The organism is Pseudomonas sp. CH61, from assembly GCF_059429415.1.
The window spans coordinates 6,025,405-6,038,345 of sequence record NZ_CM182098.1; the positions used below are offsets into that span (position 1 = coordinate 6,025,405).

A 12,941-nucleotide genomic window follows, 5' to 3' on the forward strand; every position below is an offset into this window, starting at 1 on the left:
CTTGAGCATCCCCCAATCAGTCCCCTCTCCCTCTGGGAGAGGGTTAGGGTGAGGGGCTTTTGGCTGGAAGGCTCAATCCGGCCAGTTCCACGCCGGCTCATCCAGCACCCGCTGCCCGACAATCCCGGTCTGCCCCAGTGTCTTCTCCAGCACAATGCAGTTGCACTCCGGATCTTCCTGCAACGCCGAAATCAACCGCCGCGCATGCGACACCACCCACACCTGACACTGCTCCGAGGCACGGACAATCAACCGCGCCAACGCTGGCAGCAGATCCGGGTGCAAACTGGTTTCCGGTTCGTTCAGTACCATCAATGACGGTGGCCGTGGCGTCAGTAATGCCGCGACGAGCAGCAGATAGCGCAACGTCCCGTCCGACAGCTCCGCCGCCGATAACGGTCGCAACAAACCTTCCTGATAAAACTCGATGGCAAACCGTCCACCGGCCTGCGCTTCGATATGCACCCGCGCGCCCGGAAACGCATCGGTAATCGCCGCACGCATCGCATCCCCATCGCCAATCTCGATGATCGTCTGCAACGCCGCCGCCAGATCACGGCCGTCGTGATGCAGCACCGGCGTGCGTGTGCCCAATTGCGGCTGGCGCACCGGTGCATCGGCATCGCTGCGAAAGTGATCGTAAAAGCGCCAACGACGAATGAACTCGCGCATCTGAAACACTTCCGGCGAACTGCGCAGGCTGCCGACCTGATCGAACAGGCTGTCAAAGTTCGGCGTGTGCTGCGCCAGCACATCCCATTGGCGCTCGTTGCGTGTGCGGATCATCGGGCCGTCACGATCCACCAGCAGGCTGGCGGGGCGGTAAAGCGGGCCGGCCCAGATGCACTCGCGCTTGATCTGCGGGTCGAGGCTGAAGCGCGAGGGAATCGGTTGCGAATGCTCGGGCAGCATGAAGTGCCCGTTGGAGTCGGGCAGGCCGAGGCTGATCGAATAGCTGAAATCTTCCCCGGCGAACCCCAGGCGTAGACGCTTTACACCTCGGCGTACTGCCGACTGGATCGGCACCTCGCCGTTACGCATGCGCCGGCTGATGGTTTCCGGCCCGGCCCAGAAGGTCGACTCCAGCCCGCCTTCACGGGCCAGCGCATTGACCACGCCACCCTGAGCGGTTTCCGCCAACAGGCGCAAGGCCCGGTAGAGGTTGGACTTGCCGCTGCCGTTGGGGCCGGTGATCAGGTTCAGCCGGCCGAGCGGGATCACCAGTTTGTTGATCGAACGGTAATTGGCCACCGCGAGAGTATTGAGCATGGAATTCCTTCTCTTCAGGCGCCTATTGTAGGAGCTGCCGAAGGTTGCGATCTTTTGATGTTGTTTTTAAAAGATCAAAAGATCGCAGCCTCCGGCAGCTCCTAGAGGAAATATGGGGGACGAACGGGCGAACGTTGAACCCTGTTCTAAGCTCACAGTCGTATCGTCACTTGCACGTTCGTACACAGGAAGGAGTCTGCATGGCGAGTCCCGGTTTGAAAACAGCGGTCATGCTGAGTCTGTTCACTTTGCTGACCGCATGCGGCGAGAAAAAAGCTCCCGCTGAGTACCTGCCACGGGTTTTTGTACAAGAGGTCAAGCCCACGGATTACGCGGCTTCGGTGACATTGACCGGGGACGTGCAGGCGCGCGTGCAGACCGAACTGTCGTTCCGCGTCGGCGGCAAGATCATCCAGCGCATGGTCGACGTCGGCGACCGGGTTACCGCCAAACAGGTGCTGGCCAAACTCGACCCCAAGGATTTGCAGACCAACGTCGATTCGGCTCAAGCCCAGGTCGTTGCTGAACAAGCCCGGGTGAAACAGAGCGCTGCGGCCTTCGTGCGCCAGCAAAAACTCCTGCCCAAGGGCTACACCAGCCAGAGCGAATATGATTCCGCCCAAGCCGCGTTGCGCAGCAGCCAGAGCGCCTTGAGCGCGGCGCAGGCGCAATTGGCCAACGCCAAGGACCAGCTCAGCTATACCGCGTTGATTGCCGATGCGCCGGGGGTGATCACCGAGCGTCAGGCCGAAGTCGGCCAGGTCGTGCAGGCCACGGCGCCGATTTTTTCGTTGGCCCGCGACGGCGACCGTGACGCGGTGTTCAACGTCTACGAATCGCTGCTGGCCGAGCGTCCTGCGGATCCCTCGATCGTCGTCAGCCTGCTCGATAACCCGGCCATCAAAACCACCGGTACGGTGCGTGAAATCACCCCGGCGGTGTCGGCGCAGTCCGGCACGGTGCAAGTCAAAGTCAGCCTCGACATCCTGCCACAGGGGATGCAGCTGGGCTCGGTGGTCAGCGCCACCGCCAAGGGCAGCGGCAAGTCGGCAGTCGAACTGCCATGGTCGGCGCTGACGAAAAACATCAGTGATCCGGCGGTGTGGATGGTCGACGATAAAGGTGAAGCGCAGTTGCACAACGTGACCGTCGGCCGCTACCTGATCGGCAAGGTCATCATCAGCGAAGGCCTCAAGGGCGGGGAGAAAGTCATTGTCGCCGGTGGCCAGTTGCTGCATCCCGGCATGAAAGTCGAAATCGCTGAAAACACCTACAAGGGTCTGCAACCGGGAGCACAGCCATGAAGCGTCTGGGGCTGTTGTTCGTGGGTGTGTTGCTGGCGGCCTGCTCGAAAAGCGAGCCTCCTCCAGAGCCGGTACGTCCGGTGTTATCGGTCAAGGTTCAGGCGTTGAGCGAGGAAAGTCTCGGGCGTTTCGCCGGCAGCATCCAGGCGCGTTATGAAAGCAACACCGGTTTCCGCGTCGGTGGCCGCATCGCCAGCCGCAACGTCGATGTCGGAGCCGAAGTACAAAAGGGCACGCTGCTCGCCACCCTCGATCCGTCTGATCAGCAGAACCAATTGCGTTCGGCCCAGGGCGACCTGGCCAAGGTTCAGGCGCAACTGATCAATGCCCAGGCCAATGCCCGCCGTCAGCAGGCGCTGTTCGATCGTGGCGTAGGAGCGCAGGCACAACTGGACATCGCCACCACGGACTTGAAAACCACCCAGGCCTCGCTGGACCAGGCACGGGCGGCAGTCAATCAAAGCAAGGATCAGCTCGGCTACACCGAACTGCGTTCCGACCATAAAGCCGTGGTCACCGCGTGGAACGCCGAAGCCGGGCAAGTGGTGACGGCGGGCCAGCAGGTCGTGACCCTGGCGCAACCGGACATCAAGGAAGCGGTAATCGATCTGCCGGACACCCTGGTCGATCAGATTCCCTCCGACGTGGTGTTTCTGGTGGCCGGGCAACTCGACCCGAGCATCAACACCACGGCAACCCTTCGCGAGATCGAACCGCAGGCGCAAAGCGCCACGCGTACTCGTCGCGCACGCCTGACGCTGGCCGAGACACCGGACGGTTTCCGCCTCGGCACGGCGATCAGCGTGACCCTCAGTTCGGCGATCAAACCGCGCATCGAATTGCCGGCTACCGCTTTGCAGGAGGTCGACGGCAAACCACGTATCTGGGTCATCGACACCCAGAGCAAAACCGTCAGCCCCCGCGACGTCAGCGTGATCAGCCGCACCGACAGCAGTGTGGTGCTTGCGGGTGGCGTGAAGAACGGCGAGCGCGTGGTCAGCGCCGGCGTCAACAGCCTCAAACCCGGACAATCGGTAAAACTTGACGAGGACAGTCAATGAAAGGCTCTTTCAACCTCTCCGAATGGGCCCTCAAGCATCAGTCATTCGTCTGGTACCTGATGTTCGTCGCGTTGCTGATGGGCGTGTTCTCATACTTCAATCTGGGCCGCGAAGAAGACCCGTCGTTCACCATCAAAACCATGGTGATCCAGACCAAATGGCCGGGCGCGACCCAGGAAGAAACCCTCGCACAGGTCACCGACCGCATCGAGAAAAAACTCGAAGAACTCGACTCCCTCGACTACGTGAAAAGTTACACGCGCCCCGGTGAATCGACGGTGTACGTGTACCTGCGCGACACCACCAGCGCCAAGGACATCCCGGAAATCTGGTACCAGGTGCGCAAGAAGATCGACGACATTCGCGGGCAGTTCCCCCAAGGTATTCAGGGGCCCGGGTTCAACGACGAGTTCGGTGATGTGTTCGGCTCGGTCTACGCCTTCACCGCCGACGGCCTGACCATGCGCCAGTTGCGCGATTACGTAGAACAGGCGCGGGCCGAGATCCGCAATGTACCGGGGCTGGGCAAGATCGAAATGATCGGCCAGCAGGACGAAGTGATTTATCTGAACTTCTCTACCCGCAAACTGGCGGCGTTGGGTATCGATCAGCGTCAGGTTGTGCAGAGCCTGCAATCGCAGAACGCCGTGACCCCGGCCGGTGTGATCGAGGCCGGTCCTGAGCGGATTTCCGTGCGCACTTCGGGGCAGTTCGCCTCCGAAAAAGATCTCGCCGAGGTCAATCTCAAGCTCAACGACCGTTTCTATCGTTTGGCTGACATCGCCGACATCACTCGCGGTTACACCGATCCGGCTACCCCGGAATTCCGCTTCAACGGCAAACCGGCCATCGGTCTGGCGATTGCCATGCAGAAGGGCGGCAACGTTCAGGAATTCGGCAAGGCGTTGCACCAGCGCATCGATGAACTGACCGCAGACTTGCCGGTTGGCGTGGGTGTACACACCGTGTCCGATCAGGCGGTGGTGGTGGAGGAGGCCGTTGGCGGCTTTACCAGCGCGCTGTTCGAAGCCGTGATCATCGTGCTGGTGGTCAGTTTCATCAGCCTCGGCGTGCGCGCCGGCCTGGTGGTGGCGTGCTCGATTCCGCTGGTGCTGGCGATGGTGTTTGTGTTCATGGAATACAGTGGCATCACCATGCAGCGGATTTCTCTCGGCGCATTGATCATCGCCCTCGGCCTGTTGGTCGACGATGCGATGATCACCGTGGAGATGATGGTCACGCGCCTGGAGATGGGCGAGAGCAAGGAGGAGGCCGCGACGTACGCCTACACCTCGACGGCGTTCCCGATGCTCACCGGGACGCTGGTAACGGTCGCCGGTTTCGTGCCCATCGGCCTCAACGCCAGTTCCGCCGGTGAGTACACCTACACGCTGTTTGCGGTGATTGCCGTGGCCATGATTGTGTCGTGGATTGTCGCGGTGTTCTTCGCGCCGGTGATCGGCGTGCACATTCTCAGCGCCAACGTGAAACCCCATGACGCCGAGCCGGGCCGCGTCGGGCGTGCGTTCAATGGCGGTCTGTTGTGGGCGATGCGCAATCGCTGGTGGGCGATCGGTATCACCGTGCTGCTGTTTGCCCTGTCGATTTTTTGCATGCGCTTTGTGCAGAATCAGTTCTTCCCGGCATCGGACCGCCCGGAAATTCTCGTCGACCTGAACCTGCCACAGAACGCCTCCATCGACGAAACACGCAAAGCCGTCGACAAGCTGGAAGAAACCCTCAAAGGCGACCCGGACATTGTGCGCTGGAGCACCTACATCGGTCAGGGCGCGATCCGTTTCTACCTGCCGCTCGACCAGCAATTGCAAAACCCGTACTACGCACAACTGGTGATCGTCAGCAAAAACTTCGAGGCCCGTGAGGCACTGAGTCAGCGTCTGCGCGAGCGCTTGCACAAGGATTTCGTCGGCATCGGCAGTTACGTCCAGGCGCTGGAAATGGGCCCGCCGGTGGGGCGGCCGATCCAGTACCGGGTCAGTGGCAAAGACATCGATCAAGTGCGTAAGCACGCCATCGACCTTGCCACCGAACTGGACAAGAACTCGCACATCGGCGAGATCATTTATGACTGGAACGAGCCGGGCAAAGTCCTGCGCATCGATATCGCTCAGGACAAGGCGCGGCAGCTCGGGCTGTCGTCCGAAGACGTGGCGAACCTGATGAACAGCATCGTCAGCGGCGCGCCGCTGACCCAGGTCAACGACGACATCTACCTGATCAATGTGGTCGGCCGGGCGGTGAATTCGGAGCGCGGTACGCCGGAAACCCTGCAGAATCTGCAGATCGTTACGCCCAACGGCACATCGATACCGTTACTGGCGTTCGCCACTGTGCGCTATGAGCTGGAACAGCCGCTGGTGTGGCGTCGCGACCGCTTGCCGACCATCACCATCAAGGCCTCGGTGCGCGACGAGATCCAGCCGACCGATCTGGTGAAACTGCTCAAGCCGTCGATTGATGCCTTCGCTGAAAAACTGCCAGTGGGCTACAAAGTCGCCACCGGCGGTACGGTCGAGGAAAGCGGCAAGGCCCAGGGGCCGATTGCCAAGGTCTTGCCGTTGATGCTGTTTTTGATGGCGACGTTCCTGATGATCCAGTTGCACAGCGTGCAGAAGATGTTCCTCGTCGCGAGTGTCGCGCCGCTGGGGCTGATCGGCGTGGTGCTGGCGCTGGTGCCGACCGGCACGCCGATGGGTTTCGTGGCGATTCTGGGGATTCTGGCGCTGATCGGCATCATCATCCGTAACTCGGTGATTCTGGTGACGCAGATCGATGAGTTCGAGAAGAAGGGCTACGCGCCGTGGGATGCAGTGGTAGAGGCGACCGAGCATCGGCGTCGGCCGATCCTGCTGACCGCTGCGGCGGCGAGCATGGGCATGATCCCCATCGCCCGCGAAGTGTTCTGGGGGCCGATGGCCTACGCGATGATTGGCGGGATCGTGGTGGCGACGTTGCTGACGTTGCTGTTCCTGCCGGCGCTGTATGTGGCCTGGTACAAGATTCGCGAGCCGAAGAAGGATTGAGTCAACAGCGACCCTCACCCTAACCCTCTCCCAAAGGGAGAGGGGACTGATTGGGGGATGCCTTGGAGATACGCCGACCCGAAATATCTTCGCTGAATCCATAATCGACTCGGTCTCTCAGGTCGATGTATGAAGCGAGACACCTCGGTCGGCTCCCTCTCCCTGTGGGAGAGGGCTGGGGTGAGGGGCTTTTCCTGACTCAACTCAGTCCTTGCGCCAGACGCTGGCCAACCAAGGCTGCTGCTCGCGCGGCAACCCCGCCGGGCGAAAGTAATGCTCAAGCTCGACAAACCCCGCGTCCGTCAGCAACCCTCGCCACGCCTCAAGATCGTGATACGAGCCATAACGCGGCCCGTTCCAGCCCTCACGATTATCCCCGCGCGGATTTGAGCTGAAGAGCACACCACCGGGCTTCAGGGCGCCATGCAATTGCTTGAGCACCCGCGGCAATTCCTGCAACGGCACATGAAAAAGCACCGCATTGGCAAAGATCCCATCAAAGCGTTCAACCGGCAAATCCAGCTTCAGAAAGTCCTGCTGCAACACTTCACAGCCACTGTCTTCACGGGCCATTCGCGCGAACTCTTGCGAACCGTCCAGCCCGACGGCGATGTGACCCATACGCGTAAACGTCTGCAAATCCCGCCCCGGCCCGCAGCCGAAATCCAGAACCGTGAACGGCGCCACACCTTGAATATGCCGCAGCAACGCATCGATGTTCTGGCTGACATCGTGGTCGCGGGTGCCTTCACGGAAGTCTTCAGCCACCGAGTTGTAGTGGCCGAGGGTGGTGGCGGTGATCTGTTCGAGATCGGTGGGGGTCTGCTTCATGGTGGGGATACGCGGGCAATTGGGGTTTGCCGAATATACGCCATGAAGCGGGGCTGCTGCGCAACCCATCGCGAGCAGGCTCACTCCTACATTTGAAATGCGTTCCCCTGTAGGAGTGAGCCTGCTCGCGAAAGCGGTTTCAGAGGCGCGGCATGATTCCGGATGAGCTCAGCGCTTGTTCAACCCCCGCGCCAACCGGTCCCCACCCAACTGAATCACCGCCACCAGAGCCACCAGCAACACAATCACCGTCAACATGATCTGGCTGTCAAAGCGCTGATAGCCGTAGCGATAGGCGATATCCCCCAACCCGCCAGCGCCAATCGCCCCGGCCATGGCCGACGAATTGATCATGGTCACCAACGTAATGGTGAAACCGCCGACAATCCCCGGCAGTGCCTCAGGCAGCAACACATGCCAGACAATGTGCCAACGCCGGCAGCCCATCGCCTGCGCCGCTTCGATCAAACCATGATCAACCTCACGCAGACTCACTTCGGCAATCCGCGCGAAAAACGGCGTCGCCGCAATCGTCAGCGGAACAACAGCGGCCCACACACCGTACGTAGTACCGACAATCGACCGGGTAAACGGAATCAGCGCGACCATCAGAATCAGAAACGGGATCGAGCGGAACAGGTTCACGAACGCGCCCAAGGCACGGTTCAACACCGGCGCTTCATAGATCCCGCCCTTGTCGCTGGTGACCAGGATCACCGCCATCGGAATCCCCACCAGCAACGCGATCAGCGACGACACACCGACCATCAGGAACGTGTCGATAAAGCCCTGCAACAAGCGATCAAACCACATAACCCGACACCTCCACTCGCTGCGCCCATTGCCCTGCGCGTTCACGTAATTGCTCGGCACTCAATGGCGAACCGCTGACGGCCAACAGCAGTTGTCCCAACGCATGGCCCTGAATCCGTTCCACGCCACCCTGCAGCAATTTCACCCGACCGCCGAGTGCTGTGAAAAGCGCGGCCAGATCCGGCTCATCACTGGCGCTGCCGGTGAACTGCAAGCGCAGCACCACAGCGGCGTCGGAGGACGGCGGCTGCGGGTGCAAACGGCTCTGCAATTCCTCCGGCAAGGCGTGTTGCAGCGGCGCGAGCAAGGTCTGGCTGACCTCGTGTTGCGGATTGCCGAACACTTCCCAGACCGGGCCTTGTTCGACAACCCGACCGTGCTCAAGCACGACAACGCGATCGCAGATTTCGCGGATTACCGCCATCTCGTGAGTGATCAGGACGATGGTCAGGCCCAGGCGTTTGTTGATCTCGCGCAGCAGGCAAAGGATCGACTGGGTGGTCTCCGGGTCGAGCGCCGAAGTGGCTTCGTCGCAGAGCAGAATATCCGGGTCATGCACCAGCGCGCGGGCGATGCCGACGCGCTGTTTCTGCCCACCGGAAAGTTGCGCCGGATAGGCTTTGTGCTTTTCTTGCAGGCCAACCAGTTCGAGCAGTTCGCGCACCTTTTTTTCGCGTTGTTCTTTCGGCACACCCGCGACTTTCAGCGGCAGTTCGACGCTCTGCCACACGGTCTTGGCCGACATCAGATTGAAGTGCTGAAAGATCATGCCGATGCGTCGGCGCAAAGCGACGAGACGGTCTTCATCGAACTCGCCAATGTCGACCTGATCGATCAACACCCGCCCCGACGTCGGTTGCTCCAGACGATTGATGGTGCGGATCAGCGATGACTTGCCGGCGCCGCTGCGGCCGATGATGCCGAACACTTCGCCGCGCTGAATCGCCAGGTCAATGCCCTGCAAAGCCGCGACCGGACCTTGCCGGCCGTTGTAGGTTTTGCCCAGGCCGATGAAGCGTACGTGGGCGCGATTCAACTCCGGGTGCAGCTCGGTTTTTTCAGCATTGTGTGGCTCTGGAGTATCCAGTCGCCGTTGGATCGCGGCCGTCATGCTCAGCTTTCCCAACCGGCTTGATACAGCTTGCCGTGGGCCTTATCCAGCGCCGCGCGAACGACCGGCGAGTGTTGGTAGATGTCGACGAATTTGATCAGGCGCGGATCGGTTTTGCTTTTCGGCTGGATGACGAACTGGATCACGTATTCCTTGTGGTCGAGACCGTCGAACAGCAGTGCCGAACCGGCATCGAAGGTCTTCGCCAGGCGGATGTAGGCGGGGTAACCCTGGACCAGATCGGCGTCGTCATAGGCGCGCACCAATTGCACGGCTTCGACCTGGAGGATTTTGATCTTCTTCGGGTTGGCGACAATGTCATCTTCGGTGGCTTTGTAGCCGACGCCCGGTTTCAGCGTGATCAAACCGGCCTTGGCCAGCAGTTGCAAACCACGACCACTGTTGATCGGGTCGTTGGCGATGGCGACGCTGGCGCCTTCGGGCAGCTCATCGAAGCTTTTGTATTTTTTCGAATAGAGGCCGACGTTGTTGATGATCCCCGGGGCGAATGGCACCAGATCAAAACCCGAGGCGGCTTTGGCGTTTTCGAGGAAGGGGATGTGCTGGAAGTAGTTCACGTCGATGTCGCCGGCGGCGAGGCTGACGTTCGGCGCGATCCAGTCAGTGAACTCCACCAGTTCGACTTTCAGGCCTTGTTTGGAGGCTTCTTCGACAGCAGCTTCCAGCGGAATGGCGAAGGCGGCGGTGGTGCCGATTTTCAACGGGGCGTCGGCGGCGAAGATGGCCGAGCTGAACAGGCCGAGGGCCAGGGCCAGTGCTTTGACTGGGTGGGACAGGCGTTTTTTGGTCATGATGGGTTTTCCAGTCAGTGCATGAAATTTGTGGTGTTTGTTATGGCCTCATCGCGAGCAGGCTCACTCCTACATTTGGAATGCGTTCCCCTGTAGGAGTGAGCCTGCTCGCGATGCTTTTAGCGGCGAAACGCGGAGCCGGTGTGTTGCTCGGGCAACTGCGCCTCACCGTGAAACAGCTTCTCGCGCAAGCTGCCGCTGTCATACGCGGTCTTGTACGACCCACGCCGCTGCAGCTCCGGAATCACCAGATCGATAAAATCGACATAGCTCTCCGGCGTAACAATCCGCGTCAGGTTGAAACCGTCGAGGCCGGTCTCGGCGATCCACGATTCCAGCTCATCCGCCACTTGCTCAGGCGAGCCGACCACGGTGATGTAGCGGCCACCGAGGGCGTGCTGGTCGAGCAATTTGCGTCGGGTCCAGTCGTTGTTCTGCAGGTTCTTGGTAGCCGACTGGATGGCGTTGCTCTTCACGTACTGGATCGGTTCGTCGATCTCGTACTGGGAAAAATCGATGCCGGTCGACGCCGAGAAATGCGCCACACCGGCCTCGGCGCTGGCGTAACTCAGGTACTCGGCGTGCTTGGCCCATGCCGCCTCTTCGGTCGCGCCGACAATCACATTCAGGCCCATGAACACCTTGATGTCGTCAGGATTACGCCCGGCTTCGACGGCACTGGCGCGGACCTTGTCGACTTGAACTTTGGTCGACGGCTTGTTCTGGCCACTGATGAACACGCACTCGGCGTGACGCCCGGCGAACAGCAAACCGCGATCGGAACTGCCGGCCTGAAACAGCACCGGCGTGCGCTGTGGCGAAGGCTCGCAAAGGTGATAACCCTCGACCTGATAGAACTCGCCCTTGTGCTCGACCTTGTGCACCTTTTCCGGGTCGGCGTAGATCCGTTGCTCGCGGTCGTTGAGCACTGCGCCTTTTTCCCAACTGCCTTCCCAGAGTTTGTAGAGCACTTCCAGATATTCGTCGGCCTGATCGTAGCGACGGTCATGTTCCACCTGTTCGCTGAGGCCCATGGCTTTCGCAGCGCTGTCGAGGTAGCCGGTGACGATGTTCCAGCCGACGCGACCACGGCTCAGATGATCGAGCGTCGACATGCGGCGGGCGAACAGATAGGGCGGCTCGTAAGTGAGATTCGCGGTCAGACCGAAACCAAGATTTTTGGTCACGGCAGCCATCGCTGAAACCAGCAGCAGCGGATCGTTGACCGGCAACTGGATCGACTCTTTCAGCGGCACATCGACCGAGTTCTGATAGACGTCGTATACACCAACGATGTCAGCGATGAACAAACCGTCGAACAGCCCGCGCTCCAGCAATTGCGCCAGTTCGGTCCAGTATTCGAGGGTGTTGTAGCGCGTCGAGGTGTCGCGCGGATGCGTCCACAGGCCATGGTTGATGTGGCCGATGCAGTTCATGTTGAACGCGTTGAGCAGGATCTTCTTTTTCGCCGCGCTCATCAGATCGTCCCTCGCAACGGAGGGTTTTCGTCATTGAGGTAGTAGTTGCCCACCGCGTGATATTTCCAGCGCACCGGGTCATGCAGCGTGTGTACGCGGGCATTGCGCCAGTGACGGTCGAGGCCGTGTTCGATCAGGGTCGCCTGGCTGCCGGCCAGTTCGAACAGCGTACTGCCGGCGGCCAAAGAGATTTCAGTGCTGATCGCCCGTGCTTCGGCGACGGCAATCGAAGCCGCGGCGACGGTTTCTGCATTGGTCTCGGCTTGTGCGGCGTCGAGGAATTCGCCGGCCCGTTCAAGCAAGGCTTCGGTGGCGTGCAGACGAATACTCAAGTGGCCGAAGCTTTTCAGCGTCAGTGGGTCTTCGGTGGCTTTGTCGTTGCCGGAATCGATCCATGGGCGGGTTTTGCTGCGCACGAAGTGCAGGGCGTCTTCGTAAGCGGCGCGGGCGATGCCGGTGTCGATGGCGGCGTGAAGGATTTGTGCCAACGGGCCGACCGTGGTTGGCCGTTCGAAGGCGCTTTGGAAGGGCAGCACGTCTTCAGCCGCGACGAATACGTCTTCGAACACAACGGAGCCGCTGCCGGTGGTGCGCTGGCCGAAGCCGCTCCAGTCGTCGATCACGGTCAGGCCTTTGCTGTCACGCGGGACGAAGGCCAGTTGCTGCACACCGTTTTCATCGACCACGGAAGTCGGAATGCGCTGGGCGTAAATCGCCCCGGTCGAGTAAAACTTGCGGCCATTGATGCGATAGCCATCACCGTCGCGCTTAAGGCTGGTGACTCGGTCGTGGGCGGTTTTTGTGCCCAATTCCGCCAAGGCATTGCCGAAGCGTTGGCCGGCGAGTACTTCGGCGTATAGCCGTTGTTTTTGCGCGTGGCTGCCGTTTACGCGCAGCACTTCCAATGCATAAAAATGGTTCTGCGGAATCTGTCCGAGCGAGCCGTCGGCCTGAGCGATCAGGGCGATGACGTTGGCCAGGGTTACGTTGGACACACCCGCGCCGCCGTATTCCTTGGGCACGCTGATGCCCCATAGACCGGAGCGGGAAAATACATCGAGTTCCGGCAGTGGCAAGCGACGTTCACGGTCGCGCAGGGCGCTGTCGCGCTTGAAGTCTTCGGCCAGGTCGCTGGCGACGATCAGGGCTTGCTCATCGCTGGTGATGACCGCGACGTGATGGGAAAAAGTCATAGGTTTCTCCAGATGTCTGGTCGTC

General features: G+C 60.6%; 10 protein-coding genes. 3 read left to right on the top strand and 7 right to left on the bottom strand.

Features of this window, described 5'->3' with window-relative positions; genetic code table 11:
• Window positions 1-72 precede the first annotated feature (72 nt).
• Complete coding sequence (locus AC5SEM_RS27135; RefSeq protein ID WP_495471660.1) at window positions 73-1,269, bottom strand: AAA family ATPase; 1,197 nt, start codon at window positions 1,267-1,269, stop codon at window positions 73-75.
• Between the two features lie 200 nt (window positions 1,270-1,469).
• Here AC5SEM_RS27135 and AC5SEM_RS27140 point away from each other — a divergent pair, with 200 nt between their 5' ends.
• Genes AC5SEM_RS27140 through AC5SEM_RS27150 form a run of 3 tightly spaced genes read left to right on the top strand, consistent with a single transcriptional unit; the run spans window position 1,470 to window position 6,678 of the window.
• Window positions 1,470-2,573, top strand: a complete 1,104-nt coding sequence (locus AC5SEM_RS27140; RefSeq protein ID WP_495471661.1) for an efflux RND transporter periplasmic adaptor subunit — start codon at window positions 1,470-1,472, stop codon at window positions 2,571-2,573.
• Window positions 2,570-3,634, top strand: a complete 1,065-nt coding sequence (locus AC5SEM_RS27145) for an efflux RND transporter periplasmic adaptor subunit (protein WP_495471662.1) — start codon at window positions 2,570-2,572, stop codon at window positions 3,632-3,634. Before AC5SEM_RS27140 ends, AC5SEM_RS27145 begins: the two co-directional genes overlap by 4 nt.
• Window positions 3,631-6,678, top strand: coding sequence for an efflux RND transporter permease subunit (locus tag AC5SEM_RS27150; protein WP_495471663.1), 3,048 nt, complete (start codon window positions 3,631-3,633; stop codon window positions 6,676-6,678). Before AC5SEM_RS27145 ends, AC5SEM_RS27150 begins: the two co-directional genes overlap by 4 nt.
• A 204-nt stretch (window positions 6,679-6,882) precedes the next feature.
• Here the strand turns inward: AC5SEM_RS27150 and AC5SEM_RS27155 are convergent, their stop codons facing one another.
• The 6 genes from AC5SEM_RS27155 to AC5SEM_RS27180 all read right to left on the bottom strand — a co-directional run bounded on the left by AC5SEM_RS27155 (window position 6,883) and on the right by AC5SEM_RS27180 (window position 12,916).
• Window positions 6,883-7,509, bottom strand: coding sequence for a class I SAM-dependent methyltransferase (locus AC5SEM_RS27155; protein ID WP_495471664.1), 627 nt, complete (start codon window positions 7,507-7,509; stop codon window positions 6,883-6,885).
• 168 nt (window positions 7,510-7,677) lie between these two features.
• Window positions 7,678-8,322, bottom strand: a complete 645-nt coding sequence (locus AC5SEM_RS27160) for a methionine ABC transporter permease (protein ID WP_495471665.1) — start codon at window positions 8,320-8,322, stop codon at window positions 7,678-7,680.
• Window positions 8,312-9,433: a methionine ABC transporter ATP-binding protein gene (locus AC5SEM_RS27165; RefSeq protein ID WP_495471666.1), complete on the bottom strand. Its 1,122-nt coding sequence runs from the start codon at window positions 9,431-9,433 to the stop codon at window positions 8,312-8,314. Before AC5SEM_RS27165 ends, AC5SEM_RS27160 begins: the two co-directional genes overlap by 11 nt.
• Before the next feature lie 2 nt (window positions 9,434-9,435).
• Window positions 9,436-10,245: a MetQ/NlpA family ABC transporter substrate-binding protein gene (locus AC5SEM_RS27170; protein ID WP_316917442.1), complete on the bottom strand. Its 810-nt coding sequence runs from the start codon at window positions 10,243-10,245 to the stop codon at window positions 9,436-9,438.
• A gap of 119 nt (window positions 10,246-10,364) precedes the next feature.
• Window positions 10,365-11,723, bottom strand: coding sequence for an LLM class flavin-dependent oxidoreductase (locus tag AC5SEM_RS27175; protein ID WP_495471667.1), 1,359 nt, complete (start codon window positions 11,721-11,723; stop codon window positions 10,365-10,367).
• Entirely contained in the window at window positions 11,723-12,916 is a 1,194-nt protein-coding gene (locus AC5SEM_RS27180; protein WP_077570180.1) for an SfnB family sulfur acquisition oxidoreductase, read from the bottom strand. Before AC5SEM_RS27180 ends, AC5SEM_RS27175 begins: the two co-directional genes overlap by 1 nt.
• Window positions 12,917-12,941: the final 25 nt, after the last annotated feature.